This window comes from Streptomyces sp. NPDC051569, assembly GCF_044454085.1.
Lineage (GTDB): Bacteria > Actinomycetota > Actinomycetes > Streptomycetales > Streptomycetaceae > Streptomyces.
Map to the genome: position 1 here is coordinate 142,608 of NZ_JBITDJ010000012.1, position 24,546 is coordinate 167,153.

The following is a 24,546-nucleotide window of genomic DNA, read 5'->3' on the forward strand; positions in this document are numbered from 1 at the left end:
CGGGCGGAACGGCCTCTCAGCAGGTGGCCACGCCGGGCAGCCACTGATCGGCTACGTCGATGAAAATATTGGAGATGTAGCCGCCGTAGGCCGGCAGGTAGGACCAGGCGTCATTGGTGATGCCCTGGTAGGTGATCTTCTGGCCGTGCACCTGGCACTGGACGCTGACCTGTGTCGGCCCGGCCAACTTCGCGACCTGCGGCGACGCCGTGGTGGCCTGCTGCCGGATCAGGACGTCGGTGCCCCAGGTGGGGAAGGTCTTGCCGGCCGTACCGGTCCACAGATAGGTGACGGTCACCCAGCCGTTGTCGGAGAGACCGATGTTGGCGAAGGTGCCGTCGGCCAGGTCGATCCCGGCCGGGTTCGCGACGCGCCGGCCCGAGCCGTCGAGGCCGCCGTTGTAGCCGTTCTCGTACGCCGCCTGCGCTTCGGGCTTGCCCTGCGCCAGGTCCTTGAAGGACTCCCGCGTCGCGGACGGGTTCCAGTAGTCGTCGTGGATGTTCCACGGACCGACGTCCCAGACGGGAGCCGTCTCGCAGCGTGCCGGGCCGCAGACCTGGACGGAGTACGAGCCGCTGCCGTTCGGTGAGAGGCCCCGGCGGGAGGGCAGGGCGACGAAGTGGTCGTTGGCCTTGATGACGTGCCCGTTGGCGGTCGTCCCGCCGACGAGCCCCTCGCGGGTCGCGTAGACACGGGCACTGAACGCGGCGGCGGTCACGCCGGCGGTCCTGTCCGCCCGTGCCTCGGGGTCCTGGTCGGCCGTCAGCCGCAGCCCCCGCACCCGCGTCTGCCCGTCCTTGTCCTGAAGGGTGAGGCGCGCCTGCACGGTGGAGACCGTACGGGGCAGGGCCGCCGCACCCGACTCCACCTCGCGCCACTCGGTCCAGGAGCCGTCGTCGGCACGCCCCCGGATGTCGACGGTCACGCGCGCCCCGGAGGGAATCCGCGCGGAGAGTTCCGCCCGGACGCGGTTGACGGGCCGGTCGAGCTTCTCGGGCGCGAGCACCTGGGAGCCGTACGCCTCCTCGGAGCCCGTGGCGGCGGCGTGGAAGTCCTGCCGGCGGATGCTCAGCTCACCCTGCGCGAAGCGGACGTTCACGTCGTCGGCGTCGATGGGGGAGAGGTCCGCCCGCCAGGAAACCGCGTCGGATGCTACGCGCGTGGATTTTTGGGTATCAGCCGCTACCGCCGGTGAAACGACCGTTGTCGCCCCCAGGCAGGCGAGTGCCGCTACGAGTCCGGTGGTCCAGCGCTGTCTCTGCCGTCTGTCGCGCATCCGCGGTCCTTCTCGTTCCGGGCCGGCGGTGCGCCCCCGTCACGTACCCGGGGGGACCGCCGGCGCACAAGGATGTGTGGAGCGGATCGTGTCCGGGCGACGCGACCCGGCTCACCGTAGCGATCGCGGCATGTCCACGACAAGGGTGACTTCGGGATACGGTCTAGAAGACCTCGGCGAACAGGTCGAGCATGGACCGCCAGGACCGTTCGTCGGCGAGCCGGTCGTACTTCACCCCCGGGTTCCCGCTGCCGTCGGCGGTCGGGCTCGTGAAGCTGTGGACGGCCCCGCCGTACAGGTGCGTCTGCCAGTCGACACCACCGGCGCGCATCTCCTCCTCGAACGCCAGTCGTTGATCGGCCGGGATGAACGGGTCGTCCGCGCCGATGCACACCAGCACCCGGCCCGTGATCTGCGAGGCGTCCTGCGGCCGGCCGGTCTTCAGCCCGGAGTGGAAGCCGACGACTGCCTTCAGATCGGCGCCCCCGCGCGCCAGTTCCAGCGACAGCGTGCCGCCGAAGCAGTAGCCGATGGCGGCCACGCGCGTGGCGTCCGCGTACTCGCTGGCCAGCAGCGCGTCGAGGCCTGCCTGGGCGATGCCACGGGTGCGCAGCGGATTGTCGGACAACTGGCCGAGGCGGGGGCCGACCTGCTCGGACGGGAGCGGCGCCCCATCGCCGAAGTAGTCGAGGGCGAAGGCCGCGTAACCGAGCTCCGCGAGCCTGCGGGCCGTGTCCTTCGCCTGCTCACCCAGCCCGCCCGCGTCGTGGGAGACCAGGACGGCCGGGCGCTTCCCGGGGCGGCTGTCGTCGACCACGAGCCTGCCGACCAGGCGGACACCCTCGTGTGCGTACTCGATGTCGGCGCTGTGCACGGGACCTCCAGATTGCTGTCCACCGCCCGGACCGGCGGTTCGGGTGGGAGAGTAACCGACCTCACCCGGCGTCATGTGATCACGAACCGGGCGGACGGATCTGCCAAGGTTGACTCATGCCCGCCATCGAACTCAGCGAACTCATCGCCCGCGTCGACGCATTCCTCGACGGCCCCCGCCCCCTGACCATCGTCCACGCAGGTGACCCGGTGCTGCGCCATGGCGCCCTCCCGTACGAAGGGCAGCTGGGGGACGGCCGGTTGAACCGTCTGATCCGGGCGATGCGCGAGACGATGCACGCCGCCCCCGGGGTCGGCCTGGCGGCGCCGCAGATCGGGATTCCGCTGCGGCTCGCCGTCCTGGAGGATCCGGCCGAGGTGGCGGACGAGGTCAGGGAGGCACGCGAACGCGTACCGCTGCCCTTCCGGGTCCTGGTCAATCCGTCGTACGAAGCTGTGGGCACCGGGCGCGCCGCCTTCTTCGAGGGCTGCCTGAGCGTCCCGGGCTATCAGGCGGTCGTCGCGAGGCACGCGCGGGTCAGGCTGCGCGCACAGGACGAGAACGGACGGGAGATCGACGAGGAGTTCTCGGGCTGGCCCGCCCGTATCGTCCAGCACGAGACGGACCACCTCGGCGGAACGCTCTATCTCGACGTCGCCGAGACGCGCTCCCTCACCACCACGCGCGACCTGATCGAGCGCTGGGCACACCCGACCCCCGCCGAGGCGGCCCGGGAGCTCGGCTTCACACTCCCCGGAACCAGCCCCGTACCGCTCTAGAACGGGCGCGCAGGGCCTGGGCCGCGAGCGCGGCCGCCGCCGAGAGCGCGACAGCGAAACCGATCATGGTGGCGCCGATGCCGAACCGTTCGCTCAGGACGCTGAAGCCGACCGACGGCACCCCCATTCCCGCGTAACCGATGGCGAAATACCCCGCCAGTACACCGGCCCGGGAGGCGGGGTCAGCAGCCGAGGCGGCCGTGGCCACACCCGCCTTGAAGAGCAGGCCGGCCCCGGCGCCGGCGGTGGTGATCGCCGCCAGGTAGAGCCAGAGTGCCGGGTGGTGGAGGGAGAAGGCGACCAGTGTCAGACCGGCCGGGAAGAGGACCGCCCCGGCGGCCGCCGTCCGCTCCGGGGCGAAGCGCCCCAGGGCCAGTTGGGCCGTGGCGGCGCCGGCGGACATCAGGAAGCCGGCAAGTCCCACGACGAGGGGAGAAGCGACACCGAGCCCGCTGTGGAGCATGACGGCTCCGAGTGACGCCACCAGTCCGAAGAGGACGAAGGCGCAGAAGCCCAGCACCGATGCCGCCACGAACGCCGGCCGCCCGCCGGCGCGCAGAGTGAAGCGTCGCGGCCGGACCGCCGCCCGCCGCTCTCTCCCGACCGTCTCGGGGACGGTGAGGGACAGGACGAGGCAGAGCGCCATCGCCGCCGCGAAACCGCCCTGGACGACGGTCAGCGGTGCGGCGGCCCACTCGGCCGTGGCCCCGGCGACCAGCGGCCCGAGGGCCAGGCCACCAAGATTCGCGGTGGTCGCGACGATGCCGGGGAGGGCCGCTCCCGGCCGGCCGGGGTGCGCCCGGTGGTGGAGATCGTGCAGGTACGTGGTGGCGGTGGAGGCCATCAGACCTATCCCGACCCCGTTGAGGAAGCGGCCGGTCAGCAGCCCCGGCAGCGTCGGCCAGGCCAGATAGACCGACGCGGCGACGGTCGTCACGGCGAGTGCGGGAACGACGATCCGGCGCCGCCCGAGCCGGTCGGAGAGGTGTCCGAGGGTGAGGAAGCCGGCCCCGGCGCCGAGGACCAGCGCGGCGAAGGCCACGGTGACGGTCGTGGTGCCGAATCCGTTCCGTTGCGCGTAGAGCGGCCACAGGGGCGTGGGGGCGGTGCCGAAGGCCATGAGCACGGTGAAGGAGACCGCCGCGAACCAGAATCCCGTTCTGTACGACACCCCGGACCGGGGGCGCGGCCCGGAGTGGCCGGCGGACACCGCCGGACGGGCGACGGACATACGCGGGAAGGACAGGGAGGGCATGCGGTCACTCCTGGGTGAACGGGCTCTCGGGAACGGGAACGGGCGCTCGGGGAAGGGCTCCGGGAAGGGACGCTCCGGGAGGGGGACGCTCCGGGAGGGGGACGCTCCGGGAGGGGGACGCTCCGGGAGGGGGACGCTCCGGGAGGGGGACGCTCCGGAAGGGCGGACGGGTGCTCCGGACCGTTCGCCGGGCCGTTTCACCGGGTTGTTCGCCGGGTTGTTCGCCGGGCCGGTCGAGTCCACCGGGAGTCCGCCGGGAGGGCAGTCCGGAAGGGGCTATGTCCGGGTGCGCCCCTCCCGGCGTCGTGCGGTCTCTCAGGCCGCGGGCATCGCACGCCCCAGCCAGCTGAAGAGGCGCTGGTGGAAGTAGGAGAGCGCACCCATGTGGCAGTGCTCGCCGGCGCCCTCCGCCCCGGTGAACGTGATGATCTCCTTCTCGCACGTCAGAGCATCGAAGACGCGCTGCGGCTGGCCCTTGAAGAAGTAGTCCTCCTCGGCGTCGCAGACCAGGGTGGGGCATGCGATCCGGTCGGCGACGCCCTCCAGCGTGTAGGGCTTGGTCATCCGGACGTACTCGGCCGGCGAGGAGGCGCCGAACGTCCACATGCCGTTGCGAAGCGCCCAGCTCACCGAGGTGGAGGCGCCCCTGACCAGACCGGCGACGGCGTTGGCGGCCTGGTCCTGCCCGGTGAGGATCCACTCGGCCACGAACGGCGGTACGGCCTTGATGTTCGTCTCGTGGTAGTCGTACAGACCGTCGTTGAGGATCAGCGCGGACAGCCGGGGCTCGAAGGCCGCGGCGCGGGCCGCCAGGAACCCGCCCAGGCTGCAGCCGAACAGTCCCAGACGGGCGCCGTCGACCTCCTGCCGCGTGAGCGCGAAGTCGACGACCGGCGTGATCACCGCTTCCCAGTCCGGGCGGAACCGCAGACGCCGCTCGCGCAGGGCCGCCCCCTGGCCCGGGCCGTCGAAGGCCAGCACGTTGTAGCCGCGCCGCACGGCCGCCGCGGCGAGGACGAAGTAGGACTCCTCCAGCGTGGAGTCGAAGCCGCTGTTGTAGATGATCGTCGGGCGGGGGGTGCCGGAGTCGTCCACGAGGAACAGGTAGCCGGGCAGGGTGGTGCCCTCGTACGGGATGGCGACCGGGCGCACCGGCCGGTCCATCAGCTCGACGGCGCGGGCGAACGTGTCGCGCGAGAGCCGGGACAACAGCGTGACCTCGGGGTCGTTGTCGGCGTCGTCGCGGAGGTAGAAGTCGGCGGTGCGGTAGTAGTTCGAGGCCCGCAGCAGCGCGCCCCGCGCGCCGACCGGGTCGCCTGCCGCCAGCGCGTCGTCCGCGAGGCCCCGAGCCCGGTCGGCCGACGCCTTCCAGGCCCGGTGCCAGGCCGTCTCGTCCCGCTCGGGGATCGCGGCGGCGGTGACCAGGACCTCACCCAGGTCGGCTCCCTCGAAGTTGGCGAAGCCGGCCGTGCGGAGCGCCTCGTAGGAGAAGGACTCTTCGTCGAACAGGAATTTCATGGTGGGCCCTTCGAGTGAGCGGGAGTGGAGCCAGGTGCGTCGTTACATGCCTGCATCGACGTGCTCCAGTAGGCCACATCCGACGTCGTTGCGCAAATGTATCGACGTACCGATGTGCTCCGGATACGCTGTGGCCATGGCGAATGAGACGAAGCGCAAGCCGGCCGGCGCCGCCGTGCTCCGGGAGGACATGACAACGGCGATCCTGTACGCGGCCGCCGAGGAGCTGGCCGAGCGCGGATATGGACGGCTGACCCTGGACGCCGTGGCCCGACGGGCCCAGGTGAGCAGGCCGGCCCTCTACCGGCGCTGGCCGTCCAAGCACGCCCTGACGCAGGCACTCGTCGCGAGCGTCGAGGACAACACCGCCGACTACGACACCGGTTCGCTCGCCGGTGACGTCACCGCTTTCCTCTCGGCCGTCGACGCCGGGCTCCGCCATCCGCTCGCCGCGCGGATCGTCCCCGACCTGCTGGTCGAGGCACTGCGCGACACCGACCTCGGCGAGACCCTCCTCGTACTGCGCGACACCCGCCGTGCCCGCGCCAGCGGGATCATCGACCGCGCGGTCGAGCGCGGCGAACTCAGCGCAGACACGGACCGGGAGATGGCCCTGGACCTGCTCGTCGCCCCGCTGTACTGGCGCCTCGCGATGGTGCGGACCCCCACCGACCCGGACTACCTGGCCCGGCTCGCCGGCGTCATCCTGACCGCGATCTCCGCGGCCGGGCAGGGCGCCGGCTCCTCCTGACCCGCCGCACCACGCGACGGCGCCGCACGGGCCGTGGAGATCGCGGTCGGTCCCGGACGGTTACGGGATGGTCACAGCCCCGGCGCACCCCAGACGGGGAACCAACGGGCCAGGTCGGACTCGACGCGCAGATCGTCCCCGAGTACGGCTCTGACCTGCAGCTCCCGCTGGTTGTCGCGCTTCTCGGCGGCGCCGGGCAGCGGTGCGAAAGGGTAGAAGGTGCCGCGCTTGTAGAGATAGACGAGACCGAGAGGCCGCTGCTCGGCGTCCCGGAAACCGAGCAGGGAGCAGAGCAGCTGCGGACCGAAGCCGCCGTCCTGGAGCAGGGTGTTGACCGCGTGCAGGTCGTTGACCAGGGCGGCCGTGTCGTCGGCCGGCCGGCGGGCGAGCAGCCAGGTGTAGCCGTACGCGTCCTGGCTGAATTCCACCGGCGATCCCGCCCGGCCGGCGTCCGCGTCGAGCAGCTCCCGTACGTCCTCCCGGATCCGTGCGAAGCCGCCGCCCTCGACCCCCGCGAAACAGACCGAGCCGAGACCGGTGGGCACGAACCCGGCGCCCGCCTGGAGGGTGAGCGCGGCCGACGGCAGGGCGAAGAGCTGGTCGAGATCGGGGCGGACGGGTTTGCTCCGCCCGAGGATGCTGTCGAGAAGACCCACGGCACGAACTCCTCGCTGCTCGGTGCTGCTGCTCGGTCATGGTCCGCGCAGTCATGGCGCACAGTGATGGCGCTCAGTGATGGTGCTCAGTCATGGTGCTCGGTGGCGCCGCTCAGCGGTGTGCGGATCGGCGCCGGGCCCGCGCCGTACCGGTCGGTCGGAGTGCCGGTCGGTGGGTCATGGCCGGGCCAGCTCGGCGGAGATCCGGGCGAGCTGGTCCAGACGCTGCTCCAGCGTCGGGTGCGAGGAGAACAGGTGGCCCAGGCTCCCCTTCGAGGAGAACGCCGGCACGAAGTAGAAGGCGTTGTACGGCTCCGCCTTCCGCAGGTCCTCGGTCGGGATCCGTGCCATCTGACCGCTCACCTTGGTGAGGGCCGAGGCCAGTGCCGAAGGACGGCCGGTGAGCAGCGCCGCTGCCCGGTCGGCGGAGAGTTCGCGGTAGCGGGAGAGCAGGCGGGTCAGCAGGAATCCGAAGACGTACACCACCGCGCTCGCCAGCGGGACCAGCAGGATCGCCAGGCCCAGCGGTCCCGCGTTCCTGCTGCTTCTGGCGACGCCGCTCCACAGCGCGATACGGGTGATCACGCCCGCGAGCACCCCCAGGAACGAGGCGATGGTCATGACCGCGACATCGCGATGCGCCACGTGCGACATCTCGTGCGCGAGGACCCCTTCCAGCTCGGCCGGTTCCAGCCTGCGCAGCAGGCCGGTGGTCGCGCAGACCAGGGCGCTGCGTTCGCTGCGGCCGGTCGCGAAGGCGTTCGGGATGTCGCTCCTGGCGATCGCCACCCGTGGTTTGGGCATGTCGGCCAGCGCGCAGATCCGGTCGATGGCCCCGTGCAGCTCCGGCGCCTCCTCGGGAGTCACCTCCCGCGCCCCCATGCCGAATGCCGCGATCTTGTCGCTGAACCAGAACTGCGCCACGAACAGGCCGCCCGCCACGATCAGGATGATCGGCCAGGCGCCGCGCAGCAGCACCAGAAGCACACCTACGAGGACCACGTACAGCAGACCGATCAGAAACATGGTGGTCACCATGCGGGTGGTCAGTCCACGGTCCGGGGTGTAGCGGGTCCGTGTCATTTCTTCCTCCGTCGGCTGTCTACTCATGAGTTTCCTCCTTTGTCGTCAAAACGGAATAAGGCGAGATTTGGACTCCCCTATGCACCGCCGGTCCGTTGTGCCGGCCGGTCTCCGGGTAGACCAGCTACATGGCTATTGACCAGCGGGGACCGGCGCTGCCGAGGTCGCGGGGGGATCTGTCGGCGGCGGTGATCGGGTATCTGCGCGGCGAGGCGGCGCTGCCCGGCGCGGGGGCCGCGCTGCCGGACGATCCGTACGGAGACGATCTCCAGCTGGCCCTGTACGTCTGCTACGAGCTGCATTACCGCGGGTTCGCGGGCGTCGACGCCACGTACGAGTGGGACCCCGGCCTGCTGCGCGTACGGGCTCTCCTGGAGCGGCGGTTCCTCGACGCCCTGCGCGCGGACGCCACCCGTCACGACGGCCCCGGCGCGGCGCTGGCCGAGCTGCTCGTGGAGCCGGTGGACGGGACCGGCGTATCGCACTTCCTGCGGGACGACGGGCAGCTCTGGCAGGTGCGCGAGTACGCCGCCCAGCGGTCGCTCTACCACCTGAAGGAGGCCGATCCGCACGCCTGGGTGCTGCCGCGCCTGTGGGGGCGGGCCAAGGCCGGTATGGCCGCGGTGGAGTTCGACGAGTGGGGTGGCGGCCGGGCGGAGCGCGTTCACGCACGGCTGTTCGCCGACCTCATGGCCGACCTGGATCTGGACTCCACCTACGGCCGCTATCTCGACGCGGGATGCGCGGACGCCCTCGCCACGGTGAATCTCATGTCCCTGCTGGGGCTGCACCGGAGCCTGCGGGGTGCGCTGGTGGGACACTTCGCCACCGTCGAGATCACCTCCTCGCCCGGCTCCCGCCGCCTCGCGCTGGCCATGAAGCGGACCGGGGCGGGCCCGGCGGCCGAATTCTTCTACGACGAGCACGTCGAGGCCGACGCCGTACACGAGCAGGTGGTGCGCCACGAGGTCATCGGCGGCCTGCTGGCGGAGGAGCCCCACCTGGCGGCGGACGTCGCCTTCGGTGTCGACGCCACCGGTTACCTGGAGGACCGGCTGGGCGAACACCTGCTCGGGGTCTGGCGAGCGGGGGACAGCTCACTGCGCGTGGCCCTGTGAACAGCTCATGGTCACCCTCGCCGTCACCTCCCTGTCGCCTCGCTCGGAGCGAAAAGACACGATCATCCCGGTACATTCGGGTAGGTGGCCAAAGTGACGTTCATATCCCTCCCGGGTGTCTACGCACCCCAGGACGACACAGCGCTGCTGGCCGAAGTTCTGCGCGACGAGACGCTTCCGCCACGCGCGCGGGTCCTCGACGTCGGCACCGGCACCGGAGCGCTCGCCCTGGCCGCGGCACGGCTGGGCGCCGAGGTGACCGCCGTGGACATCTCCTGGCGCTCCGTCCTGACCACCCGCCTCAACGCCCGGCTCGCCCGCCTGCCGGTCCGCGTCCTGCGCGGCAATTTCCTGGCCCCCGTGGCAGGCCGGACGTACGACCTCATCCTGACCAACCCGCCCTACGTGCCCGCCCCCGGCGCCGCCCCGCCCCGGCACGCGTCCGCCCGGGCCTGGGACGCCGGACACAACGGCAGGCTCCTCCTGGACCGGGTCTGCCAGGAAGCACCGGCGCTGCTCCGCCCCGGTGGCGTGCTGCTGATCGTGCACTCCGCGCTGTGCGCGGAGGAACCCACCCTGCGGCAGTTGCGGGCGGCCGGCCTGGAGGCCGAGGTGGCCGAGCGCCGGTACGTGGCCTTCGGTCCGGTCATGCGCGCCCGGCGCCACTGGCTGCACGCCCAGGGCCTGCTGGATCCGGAGCAGGAGAAGGAAGAGCTGGTGGTCATCCGTGCCCGGCGCCTCCGGTGAGCCCCGGCGCGTCACCGTCCAGCGCGACGGCCCCACCCTCGTGGAAGGCCCGGTCACGGTCGTGCTGGAGGACGGCACGACCGTGACCTCCGACCGTTTCTGTGTCGCGCTGTGCACGTGCCGGCGCAGCCGCCGCTATCCCTGGTGCGACACCAGCCACCGGCGCCGACGGCGGACCCACGGCGACGACGGCCGGGAGTCCGGCGACGACGGCCGGGAGTCCGGCGACGACCACCGCACCCCCGGCCGCACGGGTGGCGAGGACGCGGCTACGGAGTGATCCGCAAGGCGTCGACGATGCCGACCGACGTGGAGCGGTTCACGATCTTGATCGTGTGCGAGCCCCGGGCGAGTCCGGACTTCTGCCAGACGGTCTGCTGCACCTGGCGTGCGCCGGAGGCTCTCAGATCCACGGTGGCCTGCAGGGCGTTGTCCAGATAGACATCGACCGTTCCCATGTCACCGTTGCGTTCGGAGAGGTAGTCGATCCCGGTGCCGGTGAAGGTGTACTGGGCTGTGGCTCCCACCGTGGTGCTGTGGTGCGTGTCGTCGTTGTAGTCGCCGTAGCCGCGCGCGGTCGTGCTGTACCAGTTGCTGTCGTACGTCACCGCGGAGTCGTTGACCATCGGGTTCGCCGTCCGGCCGAGGCCGAGGGTGGAATTGGTGTCCCGCAGGGACTTCGCGTCCTGGTTCGCCGAACCGGTGAGGCGGGTCGAGCCGTAGGAGGTGAGCGGCTTGGCGGTGCGTTCGACCACGTACACGGTGTTGGCGGAGGTGCTGAGCGGGAATTCGGGGTCGCTGGTGGTCAGGACGGTGGCGTTGTCGGAGACCCTGCGGACGCGGACCTGCTGCGTGCCCCACGGATTCACGATCCGGGTGCTGTTGCCGTACAGGCTCTTCAGCCCGACGTATTTGATCTCGCCCGCCTCACGCTCCGAACTGACCGTGAATCCGCCCTTGGCGAGCAGGCTGAATTTCCCGGTGAAGGTGGAATCCGTGGGGACGGCGGGGAAGACGCGGATCTTGTCGTTGTACGACTGGAGCAGCGACTCGTTCATCGCCGACAGATGTACGCCCAGGTACTCGAAGACACCGTTGGTGTTGTCCGTCATGCCGTTGGGATAGGTCTGGTACTTGCGCAGCATGGTCTTCATGCCCTGGAACGCCTGGTCCCCGAGCCCGAGCCGGGCCGCCTGAACCGCGTCGTTCGACCAGACGTTGCCGTACGGGAAGGGCCGGCTGTTCCAGGTGTTGACCGCCTTCTGCTGGTCGGGATACCCGATGCCCGTGATGTCGTAGGGCCAGATGAGTTCGGCCGCGACATTCTCGTTGTTGCGTGTCTGGGAGATCGGGGGAGTGTGCGGCAGATAGGTGTTCGCGTCCGACGGGTACGCGATCAGGTTGTCCAGAACGCGCTGCCACTGCGGACGGAGATCGGCGTCGAGCCCCAGCTGTGATCCCACCTTGATGGCGAGCGGGAACAGGTTCCGTACGGCGGCCAGATCGGTGATGGCGTTGGGCACGTCCCAGTACGTCTCGTGCGAGTTGGACGAGGCGACGTAGTACTTTCCCGTGCCGCTGTCGAGGGAGAGCTTCGCCTGGTAGAACTTGGCGATCTCACGCATGAACGGATACGCGGTGGTACGCAGGTATTCGGTGTCGTTCGTGTACGTGTACTGGAGGTACATGTTGTACGCGGCTTCCGCGCCGGTCGACCAGATGTCCTGGGTGTAGTCGCTGTTGACCGTGCCGCGCGCGTTGCCGTCCCAGCCCATCGTCTCCGGGACCCAGATGCCGTCCACGTTGTATCTCGTCCTGGTGTACGCCTTCAGGGCGTCGGAGTTCCGGCTGTACAGCCGGTTGAATCCGGCGAGCAGATCGGTGTGATTGGACGCCAGGAACGAGTTGTAGACATCCCGTTGATTCCAGTACCAGTACGCGTTGCTCCACTTCGTCGCGTCCCCGGTCGAGCGGAAGTCCCCGTTGATGAAGTGGAAGGGGTAGTTTCCGTAACCTCCGGCGGCGATCATGTACGTGCTGAGGTAGTAGACGTTCTCCATGTAGTCCGCTTCACCGGACCCGTTGGAGTACTGCACGAACGACTTCTCCCAGAACGCGTGCCACCAGCCGCGGAAGCTGTTCAGGGTGTTCGTGTATCCCGTGCTCTTGACCGAGTTCAGCGCGTTCTTCGCCTGGGTCACGGAGTTGTGGCCGGCCGCGTTGATCCGGGTGCTCGCGGTGAACCAGATCGTGTAGCTGGTGGACGGGGTGATCGTGAGGCGCACCTTGCGCCCGTCCACGACCTGCGCGGTGAACGGGGCTCCCTCCACGCTCGCCGCGAGCGTGTAGCCGAAGTTCTGCGGGTCGGCCTGGCCACGGCTGAGTCCGGCGCCGCTCGCGTCGGCGTAGGTGGACACGGTCTTCCACGTGTCGAGGTTGGGCACGTCGCCGCTGTTTCCCAGCGAGCTGACGTCCCACAGGCTCAGCTCCAGCGCGATGCTCGACACCCCGCCGCGTGTGTCGTCGACATGAATGCCCATCACCTCGGAGTTCGGCGACCCCATGACGGTGACGGTCCGGTTGTTGTCGTACGTGGTGGTGAGCGTCCCGTCGTACAGCGAGAGGCGCTGCTGGTACGTGGAGTACCCGCTGTCCATCGCCGGAGTGGTGGCCAGGTTCAGCATCCCGGCGCCGAAGGCTGTCTGCTGCGAGGTGTCGACCCCGGAGACCTGCATGGACAGGCCCTTGTCCTGCCAGGCCATGGCGCCTGTGCGGCCGTTGCCGACGGTCAGGCCGTACTTGGGATCGGTGTTCGGCCGGTTGTAGACGATGTCGTGCTTGGACAGGTACTTCGCGTAGTCGACGTCGAGCGCACCGGTCGCGGTGTTGAACGCGGCGTCGGTGGTGGACGCGGAGGCCGGAGAGCCGGCGAGGCCACTCATCAGGCTGACGACGGCAAGGACGAGGACGGCTAAGCGGGTTGGTCTCATGTGTGTCACTCCCACGGACGGCTGAGGCGGTGATCCATCGGTGATCCATGAAGCGGGCGTTGTGACATGTTCGCAACATGCAGTGAACATCGGAGGTATGGGGCCGTCAAGTCGTCGCGCTGCCGGAAGCTGCGGGGATGATGCGCTGCATTGATCGGATCTCAACGCCGAAATGTTCCCCAACTACCTTGTTTTTCAACGAAGTTGTTGTCGCATGTGCCGAAGTCACATGCCAGCAAGGCCGTTTGGTGTCTGAATGCGGTACGTCAACGACAACACAAGGTCAAATTCTTGTTACTGACCTGTCGGAACCCGACCGATCGATGTCACTCTCTGGACGGCTCACCGCGCGTAGACAGCATGTGGCATCCAGGTGCCGGTACCCGGGTGAGCCGCGTTCGACCGGCGGCCACCCCACCTCAGGCCGCCGCCCCCCACACAGGGCCGCCCGACGGCGGCCCGGCACTCTTGGAGACTGAGTGAGACTGATAGCTTCCGCCCCCCACAGGAGCTCCGTCCGTGTCGCGGCACTGATCGCCTCCGCCGCCATGGTCGTCATCGGCGTCCAGGCGGGACCGGCCGGCGCGCGGCCCGTCCCGGCCGACGCGCGCGGCGCCACCGCCGTCACCTTCACGCCCGCCCAGCGCGCCGACGCCATCCGGACCGCCCAGGCGGACACCACGAGCGAGGCCAGGGCCCTCGGACTCGGCGCACAGGAGAAGCTGGTCGTCCGGGACGTCATCAAGGACGCGAACGGCACGGTCCACACCCGCTACGAGCGGACCTACGCGGACCTGCCCGTGCTCGGCGGTGACCTGGTCGTCCACCGGGGCCCCGCCGGCAAGCGCGGTGTCACCGAAGCGACCACGGCCCGCATATCGGTGCCCACCACCGACGCCCCGGTCACCGCGGCCTCCGCCATGGCGAGCGCGCTGGGGGCCGCCTCGGCGAGGAAGACCGCCCGGACCGACACGGGCACCGCGCCCCGCAAGGTGATCTGGGCGGCCTCCGGCGCACCCGTCCTGGCCTGGGAGAGCGTCGTCAAAGGCGTCCAGGCCGACGGCACCCCGAGCGAACTCCACGTCATCGCCGACGCCGCCACCGGCAAGCAGCTGTTCTCGTACGAAGCCATCGAGACCGGCACCGGCACCGGCGACTACAACGGCACCGTCACCCTCGGCACCACGCAGAGCGGCAGCGCCTACAGCCTCACCGACGCCGGCCGCGGTGGCCACACGACATACGACCTGAACCAGGGCAGCTCGGGCACCGGCACGCTCTTCACCGACGCCGACGACGTCTGGGGAGGCGGCAGGCAGAGCGCCGCCGTCGACGCGCACTACGGCGCCGCAGAGACCTGGGACTTCTACCGGAACGTGTTCGGCCGCAACGGCATCAAGAACGACGGCGCCGCGTCCTACTCGCGTGTCCACTACGGCAACAGCTACGTCAACGCGTTCTGGGACGACAGCTGCTTCTGCATGACGTACGGCGACGGATCGGGCAACGCGAGCCCGCTCACCTCGCTCGACGTGGCCGCGCACGAGATGAGCCACGGCGTCACCTCCGCCACCGCCAACCTGACCTACAGCGGCGAGTCCGGCGGGCTCAACGAGGCGACCTCCGACATCTTCGCCACCTCCGTCGAGTTCTACTCCGACACCGCGAGCGACCCGGGCGACTACCTCATCGGCGAGAAGATCGACATCAACGGGGACGGCACACCCCTGCGCTACCAGGACGAGCCGAGCAAGGACGGCGGCTCGAAGGACTACTGGTCGTCCACCCTGGGCAACCTCGACGTCCACTACTCCTCGGGCCCCGCCAACCACTTCTTCTACCTGCTGTCCGAGGGCAGCGGCGCGAAGACCGTCAACGGCGTGGACTACGGCAGCCCCACCTACGACGGCTCCACGGTCACCGGCATCGGCCGGGACAAGGCCGAGCAGATCTGGTACAAGGCGCTCACCACGTACATGACGTCCAGCACCAACTACGCGAGGGCGCGCACCGCGACACTGAGCGCGGCCGGCGACCTGTACGGCACGACCAGCGCCGAGTACGCGGCGGTCGGCGCGGCCTGGAGCGCCATCAACGTCAACTGACCCCCGTAGCCCGGCCCCCCGTAGCCCGGTGCGACGGGGTGACGACCCCGGGGGCGTACCCGTCGCGTTCCTCCGCGCGGGCCCGCGTCCGGGCGTCCGCCGGAACGCTCCGGCCCCGCCTGCGCTCCGGCGCGGGGCGGGGCCGGAGCGATCCCCGGGTCGGCCAGGCCCAGCAGCGGCACGGCAACACGACATGCCGCTTCTGCTGATCGCGCACTGCTGATCGCAGCGGCTGACGCCGTGCGAGACCCCCGGGCGCGGTCAGCTGTCGGCCGGAGGCCGGCGCAGTACGTACAGGCCTACGCCCGCGGCGAGCACCACCACGCAGACCGTGAAGGTCAGTCCCGCCCCGCGCAGGCCCAGCCAGAGGGTCAGCGCGCCCACGCCGACGACCGGCACCGAGATGCCCGCGTACGCGGCGACGAAGAAGGCGGAGATCGTGCTCCCTCGCTGATCGGGCGGTGCCGCGGCGCTGAGGGCTGCCATGGCGGCCCGGAAACCCAGGCCCTGTCCGAGACCGCCGACGACCGCGCCCGCCACGAGCAGCGCCAGCGACTCGGCCGCCAGGGACGCGCCCACCAGGATCAGTCCCACCACCAGGATCAGGCAGCCGGCCGGTAGCGCCCGGCGTACCCCCAGCCGCGCCATCAGCGCCTGCCCGACGGTGGAACCCAGGAAGACGGAGAACACGACCGCGCCCGTCACGGCGAGATTGCGCACGTGGAGGGTCTGGGCCGCGAAGGCCGGTGCCACCGCGGTGAACAGACCCAGGAGTGCGAAGCCGGCGAACGCGGCGAGCGCCGCCGGCGCGAAAACCCCCTGGACCTCGGGCGGCACCGCCAGCCCCTGCGGCTGGAACCGGGGCCACCGCGTCCGGTTCTTGACGGTCTCCGGCAGGAACCAGGTCAGCACGGACGCCACGGCCACCAGCGCGAGATGCACGATGAACGGCAGCCGCAGCGGCCACGGCGCGTACTCGGCGAGCAGCCCGGACAGCAGTGGACCGCAGCCCAGGCCGCCCATGTTCGCGGCCGTGGCGGCGAGGCCCGCGCGTGCCTCGCGGCCACGGGGAGCCAGCTCCATCACGGTGACCGTGGCGGCGCCGCTGAACAGTCCGGCGGCGAAACCGGACAGCAGCCGGCCGACGAACAGCAGCGCCAGCCCGCCCTCGAACAGGAAGCAGAGGGCGCTGGCCGCCGACAGCCCCAGCGCAACCAGCAGGACGGGACGCCGGCCGACCTCGTCGGAGAAGTTGCCCGCCAGGAGCAGGACGGCGATCACCCCGAGGGCGTAGACGGCGAAGACGATCGTCACCATCAGTTCGGAGAAGCCGAGCTGCTGCCGGTACAGCCCGTACAGCGGCGTGGGCAGGGTCGTACCGGCCATGCCGACGGCGAACACCCCGGCGGCCACCGGATATCCGAGCCGCGGGCGTGTCGCCATGCCCTGACTCAACTGCCGTTGACGGCGCCGGCCGGCTTCTCGCGGCGTATCAGCGCCGAACCGGAGAGGACGGCGGCGACCGCCGCGCACACCACCGCGACCACCCGCGCCCAGATGAAGGAGTCGCCCAGGCTGCTCTCCAGCAGGTTCACGCCGCCGGAGCCGGACAGCGCGTGCGCGGCGACGATCCCGACGGCTGTCGCCGCGCTCGCCGCCCAGATCAGGGTCGTGTCCCGCACCGCCAGCCAGACGCCGAGTACCAGGCAGAGGGCGGTGATGGCGAGCGCCAGCACGTCCGCGGTACCGACGGACCGCAGGCCGGCGAAATCGGTCGGCAGATGGATCATGCCGCAGCCGAACAGGAGTACCGCGGCCGGCCAGCGCAGCACGGACCGCAGCGCGGGAGGGTGCGCACCGGTCAGCGGTCTCGTGACGACTGCCGCGACGCCGACGGACTTGGCGACGAAGGACCTGGCGGTAGCCGGTTCGCCGCTGACAGGTTCGGCGGCGACGGGTTCGGCGGCGACGGATGGTGCGGTGACGGGCCCGTCCATGGTGTGTTCCCGGGCGCGACCGGTGGTGGATCCCCCATCGGTCGCGGCGGCGACCGGGGAGATCGCCGGGGAGCCCGGCGCCACCACCCGCGCGGCGACAGGACGGTCGGCCCCGGTGAGCGCCCGCTCGCCGGTCTCCTCGGCGCCGAGGATGGTCACCAGTTCCGCCACGTCCTCGATCGGCCGGCCGACGGCGGCCGCGCGCAGTGTCGTGTCGGCCTCACCGACCTCGTGCGGCGGCTCACCCAGCAGGGCGACCAACCGGGTGACTTCCGCCAGCGGCCGTGAGACGGCGGCGGCCCGCAGGGCTTCGTCCCCGGGGCTGGGCACTTCTCCCGTCCGTTTCAGCAGACTCACCAGCGCGGCCACCTCCTCCAGCGGCCGGATGGTCGCGGCCGTCCAGAGCAGGGTCCGTATCGGCTCGTCGCCGGCGCCCGCGGCGGCGGTCCCCGGGCCGGCAGCCGTGGCCGGGCCGGGGCGGGCGGGGTCTTCGTCGTGGTCCTCAGCGGAGGTGCGGGGGTCAAGAGGCATGGCGCGGCTCCCTTTGCCGGACTCCACGGGTGGGCATACACCCTGGGGGTCGCTGTACGCCGCGAAGGCGCACGCTTGGTTACATCAAAGGCCCACGCGTGAACAGTGCGCCATCCGAGACCACCATCAGGGGTTCTCCGCCGGTCACCCGGACCGGGCGCCGTCACCGGACCGGGCGCCGTCAGCCGGACCCGGGCGCCGTCAGCCGGAGCGGGCGCCGTTCCCCGGGGTGAGGTCCTCGGTCAGCGTCACGGCCGGCTGCGGGACTTCGCCGAAGTCCTCGTCCGCGGAGTCGACGCGGAGCCGGTTGATGACCGCTTCCAGCTGGGCCGGCAGCGTGGGGTGACGGCCGTGGTGGCACTGGCTCAGCAGATCGTGCCTCACCGTCTCGGGCAGCAGGGCGGAGAGCGTCGGCGGTGTCTGGCCGCGGCCGGGCCTGGGCAGCCGGCGGGACTGGGTGCGCCAGTAGGCGGCGTCCTTGAACTCGGCCCGCTCCTGGTGTGCGAGGAAGAGACAGAAGGCGGCCGTCCGGTTGCCGCCGCCGGCGGCGAACTGCCACCAGAACTGCGCCGCGTCCTTGTGGCCGGTCAGATGCAGCAGGGCGGCGAAGACGACGGCGCCCTCCGGATCGATACGGTCCTGGTCGACCAGCCGCGTCAACCCGGCTGCCGCTTCCGGGGCGTTCAGGACGAGGGCGACGGCGAGGCTGAGGTCGTGGGCGGCCTGTTCGTGGGCGGACGGGTAACGGCGCGGCCCTCCGCCGCTGCCCCCGGGGCAGGCCGACCGGTCCGGCGCCCGCCGGGCGGCGACGCGGGCACGGGCGGTCTCGGTGTCGTACGGGTCGTACCTGTCGGCATCGTCGTAGGTGTGGGTGAGAACCTCCGCGTCGTTCAGCAGACCGTCGATGGAGGGGCTGGAGGGGCTGGAGGGGATGGAGGGGCTGGAGGGACTGGAGGGGCTGGGGAGGGGTTCGTCGGTGCGGCCCACGATCTACTCTTCCGTCTCGGTTGCTCGTACGCCGAGGTCTTTCGCCAGTCGGCGTCTGGCGTGGCGCGCCTGGGAATGGACGGTGGCGACATCGAGCCCCATGTAGTCGGCGACGACTTCGTCCGGGACGCCCAGGACATAGCGCAGTACGACGACGTCATACTGCCGCTCCGGCAACCTGGAGATGGCCGCGTACAGGACCAGTTCACCCTGAAGGATGGTGAATTGATCACGCGGCTCGGGTAAGAGGAGCTTGCGGGCGGCCGCTTCGAACGCCGCGGTGTCGACCAGCGCCGACCGAAGATCGTGTTCGCTCAGCCACCGGGCCACCTCTTCCTTGAGGACCGCCCAGGCGTACTGGGGCACCGATTCCTGCACCAGGACATGGGGCCAGTGGTCCAACAGGCGGGCGCAGGCGGCGTTCACCACCGATTCGGCCGGGGCCCGGCCGCCGACCTGGGTGTGCGCGTAACGCAGCCACAGGGAGTGGTGGTGCGCGTCGAAGGCGTCGAAGGTCAGTGCCAGCCGTCGCTCGGGCCGGCCGGGGTACGGCCGTAAGCCCCGCTCGTCCACACCCTGGGCGCCGTCGGTGGTACGGGTCATCAGCCGCCGCTCCCGCCGGCGGGCCGCCGCGTCACCGGAGTTGCCGCACGGAGTCGCACACCTGCCCCGTTCCCTGGACACCGCGCCACTCCCTGGCGGAGGACGTCGATGCGAGAGGTTTTCCCTCTCACCGGTCAGCCAACCGGATGAGTGGCCCTTCTGGGTAGGGCACTCCGGAAGTGTTTTCGCCGATAGTCATCATATGATTACTCAACCTTGGTGTGGGGCTGTTCCGGAACGGCGCTCCCGACTCTCTCATCAGGCCTGCCTGTCACGGGGATTGACGCGTCTCGTACGGTTGTCCGCATCTGGCGGTGGGCAGTCACCCACTGTCATCCGGTAACGAGGGCGGGGGTCGCGAGGTGGGGGACATCGGCACGGTGGACCTGGAGTTGGACCGGGCGCATTCGGCACGCATGTACGACTACTACCTGGGCGGGACGACCAACTTCCCCGCCGACCGGGAAGCGGCGGGGCGTGCCATGGCCGCTTTCCCGTCCATCCTGGCGACGGCGCGGATCAACCGCCGTTTCATGCACCGGTCCGTGCGCTTTCTCGCCCGGTCGGGGATGCGGCAGTTCCTCGACATCGGTACGGGCATACCGACCTCCCCGAATCTCCATGAGGTCGCCCAGGGCGAAGTCCCGGACGCGCACGTCGTCTACACCGACAACGACCCGATCGTCCTGACCCATGCCCGGGCCCTGCTCCACAGCGATCCGGCCGGGCGCACCGCGTACGTTCACGCCGATGTCACCTTGCCCGAGGCCCTGTTGGCCGCCGAGGAGATACGCGCGACGCTCGACTTCACCCGGCCCATCGCGCTCAGTCTCAACGCGCTGCTGCACTTCGTGACCGACGAACACGACGCGCACGAGATCGTCGAGCACCTCAAGGACGCGCTGCCCTCCGGCTCCACCCTCGCGATCGCGCATGTCACGACCGAGTTCGACCCCGAGGGCATCGCCCGCCTCACCGGCGCCTACCGCGCCGCCGGCACCCCGGGGCAGGCCCGTACGCGCGAGGAGATCGCCCGCTTCTTCACCGGCTGGGAGCTGTTCGAGCCGGGCATCACCCCCTCGCACGCGTGGCGCCCGGATCCCGGGGACCAGGGGGAGAACGTCACCGACAAGGAGGCGGCCTGCTACGTCGGCGTGGCCCGCAAACCCTGACCCGTCCGGTCGAGTCCTTCCGGGGCCCCGGTCAGGGCCCCGGAAGGACCGGGGCTTCCGCGCGTCAAGCGCCGTCAAGCGCCGTCACGCGGCGGGGCCGACCAGTTCATCCAGGACATCCTCCATGGTGACGAAGCCGATCACGGTCCCCTTGTCGCCGGTGACGGCGGCGAGATGCGTACCGGCCGCGCGCATCGCCGTCATCGTGTCGTCGAGCGGGGTGTCGATCTCGACCCGGACCATCGTGTGCAGCGTGCCGCGCGGGAAGGGCCGGGTGCGATCGGCGGCGCCGAGGGCGTCCTTGATGTGCAGGTAGCCGAGGATCGTGTCGTCCGGTCCGGTGACCGGGAGCCGGGAGAAACCGGAGAGCGCGGCGACGCGCTCCAGCTGCTGCGGGGTGGTCTCGTGACCCACGGTGACCGTACGGTTGAGTGGCACCAGCACCTCACCCACCGGGCGGGTGCCCAGCTCCAGGGCGTCGTGCAGCCGTTCGCCGTCGGCGGGGTCCAGCAGGCCCGCCTCGCTGGAGTCCTTGACCAGCCGGGCGAGTTCGTCGTCGGTGAAGACCGAGGCGACCTCGTCCTTGGGCTCGACCCCCAGCAGCCGCAGGATCGCGTTGGCGAGCGCGTTGATCCCGAAGATCACCGGACGCAGCGCCCGGGTCAGCGTGACCAGGGTGGGCGCCAGCGCCAGGGCGGTCGGCACGGGTGCGGCCAGCGCGATGTTCTTCGGCACCATCTCGCCGATCAGCATGTGCAGATACGTCGCCAGGGTCAGGGCGATGACGAACGCGATCGGGTGGATCAGCGCGTCCGGCACACCGACCGCCTCGAACGGCGGCTCCAGCAGATGCGCGATGGCCGGCTCGGCCACCGCCCCCAGCACCAGCGAGGAGATGGTGATGCCGAGCTGCGCCGTGGCCATGGCCGCCGACAGGTGCTGAAGTCCCCAGAGGGTGGACTTCGCCCGGCGGCCGCCCTTCATCGCCTGCGGCTCGATCTGACTGCGCCGCACCGAGATGAGAGCGAACTCGGCTCCGACGAAGAACGCGTTGGTGAGCAGAGTGAGCGCGCCGATGACGAGCTGTACGGCGGTCATCGGACGTCCTCCGCGAAGTGGTGGGCCCGCGCGGGCGCGGTGATCCGTACCCGGTCGGCACGGTGGTGTTCGATACGCAGGACGGCGAATTCCCAGCCGTCGACCTCCAGTCGGTCGGCCGGTACGGGCAGCCGCTCCAGCCGGGTCGCGACGAGCCCGGCGAGGGTCTCGTACGGACCCTCCGGGGCGCTGAAGCCGATCTGTTCGAGCTGGTCGAGACGGACACTGCCGTCCGCGTCCCATACGGGCCGGCCGTCCGTGGCGGGCTCACCCGGGGCCAGATCGGGGACCTCGTCCGGGTCGTGTTCGTCGCGTACCTCTCCGACGACCTCCTCGACGATGTCCTCGACGGTGGCGACCCCGGCGGTGCCGCCGTACTCGTCGATGACCACGGCCATGGTCCTCGCCTGCCGCAGACGGCGCAGCAGCCGGTCCACCGGGAGTGAGTCCGGTACCAGCAGCGGGCTGGTGGCCAGTTCGGTGACGGGGGTGTGGTCGCGCCGGGTCTCGTCCAGGGCGAGGACGTCACGGATGTGGACCGTGCCGATCACCTCGTCGAGACTGTCGCGGTAGACGGGGAAGCGGGACAGGCCGGTGGCCAGGGTCAGCCGGGCGGCGTCCGTGGCGGTGGCGTGGGCCTCCAGGGCCCGGACGTCCACGCGGGGGGTCATCACGTTCTCCGCGGTCAGCTCGGCCAGATGCAGGGTCCGTACGAACAGTTCGGCGGAGTCCGCCTCGATGGCACCTTCCCGCGCCGAGTGCCTCACCAGGGCGACCAGTTCGTCGGGGGTGCGGGCCGAGGCCAGTTCCTCGGCTGGTTCCAGGCCGAAGCGCCGTACGAGACGGTTCGCGGTGTTGTTGAGGTGGCGGATCAGCGGGGTGAAGGCGGCGGTGAAGCCGCGCTGGGGGCCCGCCACGACCTTGGCGACCGCGAGGGGGCGGGAGATGGCCCAGTTCTTCGGGACGAGCTCGCCGATGACCATCAGCACCACGGTGGACACGGCGACACCGAGCACGGTGGCGGCGGTGGGCACCGCGCCGCCGGGCAGGCCGGCGGCCCGCAGCGGGCCGTGCAGCAGCGTGGACAGGGCCGGCTCGGCGAGCATGCCGATCACCAGCGAGGTCACGGTGATGCCCAGCTGGGCGCCGGAGAGCTGGAAGGTCAGCCGCTTGGCCGCCTCCAGCGCTCCGGGGGCGCCGCGCTCACCGGCGGCGGCGGCACGTTCGAGCTCGCTCCGCTCGACGGTGGTCAGGGAGAATTCGGCCGCGACGAACACCGCACAGGCGAGGGTGAGCGCCAGGGCGAGGAGCAGCAGGAGTATGTCGGTCACCGTGCCACCTCCGCCGCGTGGTTCGGCGGGACGGGAATGGCACGGCTCGTACTGGGAGGCTCACCCATTGCGGGACCGTAGCTCCTTCTCGGATCAAGAGGATGGGGACGGGGTGGGCCCCGTGTGATCAATAGTAAAGGGATCGCAAAAGAATGCAACGTGATGGCCGGTGCCGACCATCACGTGACTCGACGAGCGCAGCCAGGAACCGCCAGGAATCGCCGGAAACCCGTCAGGGATCCGTCACGAACCGCCGGTGTCATCGGAAGCCGCCGAATTCCGTTCCCACGGTCAACGTCACGACCCCGGTCGGAGATTCCGCGTCCGGCGTCTCCTGCCGCGCCGTGACGCCGGGCAGCCGGGAGGCCAGCACCTGGGCCGGTGCCGCGAGCCCGGGAGGATGGCTGACCGTGGTCCCGGCCGCCGCCCCGGGTGCGTCGCCGATCGACGTGACGGTGAATCCCGCCGTACGCAGCGTGTCGGCGACCTGGGCGGCCCGCCCCGGGGTGCCGGTGCCGTTGAGGACCCGTACCCGCACCGTACGCGCATGGACCGGATGGCGGGCGGCGGCCTCCAGCTTCGCCTTGTCGACCTCCTTGTCCCTGGCCAGGGAGGTGAACAGGGAGGCGGCCTGCGGGTACTGCCACACGATGTTCGCCCGGTCGCCCGGCACGTCGGCCTGGCGCGCGTAGTTCGGCACGGTCAGGAACGTGAGACGGTCCCGGGGGATGTCCTTGACCTCGGAGGCGAGGCTGTACAGGGGCTTGATGCCCGCCAGCGCCTTGTCGGTCGTCAGCGAGGCGGTGGCCGAGTCGAGGAATCCGTACAGGGCCTTCGGGCTGGTCAGCTTCTGCTGGGCCCTGGCCGCCACGGCCTCCAGGAACTCCTGCTGCCGGCCGATACGTCCCAGGTCGGATCCGTCCCCGACGCTGTAGCGCGCCCGTACGTACCCCAGGGCCTTCTCGTCCTTGATCGTCTGGCAGCCGGCGTCCAGGTCGAGGTGGGCCTTGCGGTCATGGATCGGCGTCCCGGGACAGACCTCGATGCCGTCCAGCGCGTTGACCATGCCCTTGAAGCCCTGGAAGTCGACCGACATGAAGTGGTCGATGCGCAGTCCGGTGTTCTGCTCCACCGTCTTGACGGTGCAGGCGGCGGCGCCCGCGACCCCGCCGCTCGTGCCACCGATGGCGAACGCTTCATTGATCTTGAAGTGGTGCGGGTCCGACACGGTGCCGTCGCCGCGCTCGCAGGCCGGGACGCTCACCCAGGAGTCGCGGGGCAGCGAGACCACCGTGGCCCATTCCCGGCTGGCGGCCACATGGAGCACCATGAGCGTGTCGGACTGCATGGTGCTCAGGTCCCGGCCGTACGCGGCGTTGTCGCCGGACCGCGAGTCGGAGCCCACGACGAGGATGTTCCTGGAGCCGGGGCTCGCGTTGACCGGGCGTCCGACGCCGAGCTTGTCGTCGACGTCCGCCGCGTGGATATTGCCGTCGAGATCCTGGTAGACCCACGCCGCCGTCCCGGAGGCGGCGATGAGCACGGTGGCCAGCACGCCGCCGGACCACACGACTATGCGGCCCCGCCGGGTCAGCCTGATACGGCCGCGCCGCCGCCTCGTTTCCCTGTCCACGCTGATCCTCCGTGCCCCGTCCCCCGCCCCGCACACCCCTCG

General features: G+C 70.6%; 21 protein-coding genes. 7 read left to right on the plus strand and 14 right to left on the minus strand.

What is annotated here, in order from left to right; translation table 11 throughout:
* Positions 1-16: 16 nt before the first annotated feature.
* Positions 17-1,276: a hypothetical protein gene (locus ACIBAE_RS18900; RefSeq protein WP_399286443.1), complete on the minus strand. Its 1,260-nt coding sequence runs from the start codon at positions 1,274-1,276 to the stop codon at positions 17-19.
* A gap of 163 nt (positions 1,277-1,439) precedes the next feature.
* Entirely contained in the window at positions 1,440-2,150 is a 711-nt protein-coding gene (locus ACIBAE_RS18905) for a dienelactone hydrolase family protein (protein ID WP_399286446.1), read from the minus strand.
* 116 nt (positions 2,151-2,266) lie between these two features.
* Between ACIBAE_RS18905 and def the strand changes: the two genes are divergently transcribed.
* Positions 2,267-2,929, plus strand: coding sequence for a peptide deformylase (gene def / locus ACIBAE_RS18910; protein ID WP_399286448.1), 663 nt, complete (start codon positions 2,267-2,269; stop codon positions 2,927-2,929).
* Here def and ACIBAE_RS18915 read toward each other — a convergent pair.
* Both ACIBAE_RS18915 and ACIBAE_RS18920 read right to left on the minus strand, forming a co-directional pair.
* Positions 2,895-4,184: an MFS transporter gene (locus ACIBAE_RS18915; RefSeq protein WP_399286451.1), complete on the minus strand. Its 1,290-nt coding sequence runs from the start codon at positions 4,182-4,184 to the stop codon at positions 2,895-2,897. The two genes, def and ACIBAE_RS18915, sit on opposite strands and share 35 nt — an antisense overlap.
* A gap of 315 nt (positions 4,185-4,499) precedes the next feature.
* Positions 4,500-5,702 carry an alpha/beta hydrolase family protein gene (locus ACIBAE_RS18920; protein WP_399286454.1) on the minus strand — a complete coding sequence of 401 codons (1,203 nt, stop codon included), beginning with the start codon at positions 5,700-5,702 and terminating at the stop codon, positions 4,500-4,502.
* 136 nt (positions 5,703-5,838) lie between these two features.
* Between ACIBAE_RS18920 and ACIBAE_RS18925 the strand changes: the two genes are divergently transcribed.
* Complete coding sequence (locus ACIBAE_RS18925) at positions 5,839-6,453, plus strand: TetR/AcrR family transcriptional regulator (protein WP_399286457.1); 615 nt, start codon at positions 5,839-5,841, stop codon at positions 6,451-6,453.
* 71 nt (positions 6,454-6,524) lie between these two features.
* Here ACIBAE_RS18925 and ACIBAE_RS18930 read toward each other — a convergent pair whose 3' ends face one another.
* Positions 6,525-7,109, minus strand: a complete 585-nt coding sequence (locus ACIBAE_RS18930; RefSeq protein WP_399286460.1) for a hypothetical protein — start codon at positions 7,107-7,109, stop codon at positions 6,525-6,527.
* A gap of 177 nt (positions 7,110-7,286) precedes the next feature.
* A complete protein-coding gene (gene htpX, locus ACIBAE_RS18935) occupies positions 7,287-8,192 on the minus strand; it encodes a zinc metalloprotease HtpX (RefSeq protein ID WP_399286549.1) in 906 nt (301 codons plus the stop codon).
* A gap of 128 nt (positions 8,193-8,320) precedes the next feature.
* On the opposite strand from htpX, the gene ACIBAE_RS18940 reads away from it, so the two are divergent.
* From ACIBAE_RS18940 to ACIBAE_RS18950, 3 genes are all read left to right on the plus strand, one after another.
* A complete protein-coding gene (locus tag ACIBAE_RS18940; protein ID WP_399286462.1) occupies positions 8,321-9,310 on the plus strand; it encodes an iron-containing redox enzyme family protein in 990 nt (329 codons plus the stop codon).
* Positions 9,311-9,403: 93 nt separating this feature from the next.
* Positions 9,404-10,057, plus strand: a complete 654-nt coding sequence (locus ACIBAE_RS18945; protein WP_399286553.1) for a HemK2/MTQ2 family protein methyltransferase — start codon at positions 9,404-9,406, stop codon at positions 10,055-10,057.
* Complete coding sequence (locus ACIBAE_RS18950; RefSeq protein ID WP_399286465.1) at positions 10,038-10,337, plus strand: CDGSH iron-sulfur domain-containing protein; 300 nt, start codon at positions 10,038-10,040, stop codon at positions 10,335-10,337. Before ACIBAE_RS18945 ends, ACIBAE_RS18950 begins: the two co-directional genes overlap by 20 nt.
* Here the strand turns inward: ACIBAE_RS18950 and ACIBAE_RS18955 are convergent.
* Complete coding sequence (locus tag ACIBAE_RS18955; RefSeq protein ID WP_399286468.1) at positions 10,327-13,047, minus strand: glycosyl hydrolase family 95 catalytic domain-containing protein; 2,721 nt, start codon at positions 13,045-13,047, stop codon at positions 10,327-10,329. The two genes, ACIBAE_RS18950 and ACIBAE_RS18955, sit on opposite strands and share 11 nt — an antisense overlap.
* A gap of 479 nt (positions 13,048-13,526) precedes the next feature.
* Here ACIBAE_RS18955 and ACIBAE_RS18960 point away from each other — a divergent pair, with 479 nt between their 5' ends.
* Positions 13,527-15,152 (plus strand): M4 family metallopeptidase, encoded by a 1,626-nt coding sequence (locus ACIBAE_RS18960; protein WP_399286471.1) that lies wholly within the window; start codon positions 13,527-13,529, stop codon positions 15,150-15,152.
* Positions 15,153-15,413: 261 nt separating this feature from the next.
* On the opposite strand, the gene ACIBAE_RS18965 is transcribed toward ACIBAE_RS18960, so the two are convergent.
* The 4 genes from ACIBAE_RS18965 to ACIBAE_RS18980 all read right to left on the minus strand — a co-directional run bounded on the left by ACIBAE_RS18965 (position 15,414) and on the right by ACIBAE_RS18980 (position 19,270).
* Positions 15,414-16,595: an MFS transporter gene (locus ACIBAE_RS18965; protein WP_399286474.1), complete on the minus strand. Its 1,182-nt coding sequence runs from the start codon at positions 16,593-16,595 to the stop codon at positions 15,414-15,416.
* Positions 16,596-16,603: 8 nt separating this feature from the next.
* The gene (locus ACIBAE_RS18970) at positions 16,604-17,680 is read right to left on the minus strand and encodes a hypothetical protein (RefSeq protein WP_399286477.1); all 1,077 of its coding nucleotides are present in this window, start codon (positions 17,678-17,680) and stop codon (positions 16,604-16,606) included.
* Between the two features lie 201 nt (positions 17,681-17,881).
* Positions 17,882-18,667: a hypothetical protein gene (locus tag ACIBAE_RS18975; RefSeq protein WP_399286480.1), complete on the minus strand. Its 786-nt coding sequence runs from the start codon at positions 18,665-18,667 to the stop codon at positions 17,882-17,884.
* Positions 18,668-18,670: 3 nt separating this feature from the next.
* Complete coding sequence (locus tag ACIBAE_RS18980) at positions 18,671-19,270, minus strand: RNA polymerase sigma factor (RefSeq protein WP_399286483.1); 600 nt, start codon at positions 19,268-19,270, stop codon at positions 18,671-18,673.
* A 362-nt stretch (positions 19,271-19,632) separates the two neighbouring features.
* Between ACIBAE_RS18980 and ACIBAE_RS18985 the strand changes: the two genes are divergently transcribed.
* Positions 19,633-20,442 carry an SAM-dependent methyltransferase gene (locus ACIBAE_RS18985; protein WP_399286485.1) on the plus strand — a complete coding sequence of 270 codons (810 nt, stop codon included), beginning with the start codon at positions 19,633-19,635 and terminating at the stop codon, positions 20,440-20,442.
* A gap of 84 nt (positions 20,443-20,526) precedes the next feature.
* Here the strand turns inward: ACIBAE_RS18985 and ACIBAE_RS18990 are convergent, their stop codons facing one another.
* From ACIBAE_RS18990 to ACIBAE_RS19000, 3 genes are all read right to left on the minus strand, one after another.
* A complete protein-coding gene (locus tag ACIBAE_RS18990; RefSeq protein ID WP_399286487.1) occupies positions 20,527-21,540 on the minus strand; it encodes a hemolysin family protein in 1,014 nt (337 codons plus the stop codon).
* Entirely contained in the window at positions 21,537-22,871 is a 1,335-nt protein-coding gene (locus tag ACIBAE_RS18995; RefSeq protein ID WP_399286490.1) for a hemolysin family protein, read from the minus strand. The genes ACIBAE_RS18990 and ACIBAE_RS18995 overlap by 4 nt, the downstream gene beginning before the upstream one ends.
* A gap of 259 nt (positions 22,872-23,130) precedes the next feature.
* Positions 23,131-24,504: an LCP family protein gene (locus tag ACIBAE_RS19000; protein ID WP_399286493.1), complete on the minus strand. Its 1,374-nt coding sequence runs from the start codon at positions 24,502-24,504 to the stop codon at positions 23,131-23,133.
* Positions 24,505-24,546: the final 42 nt, after the last annotated feature.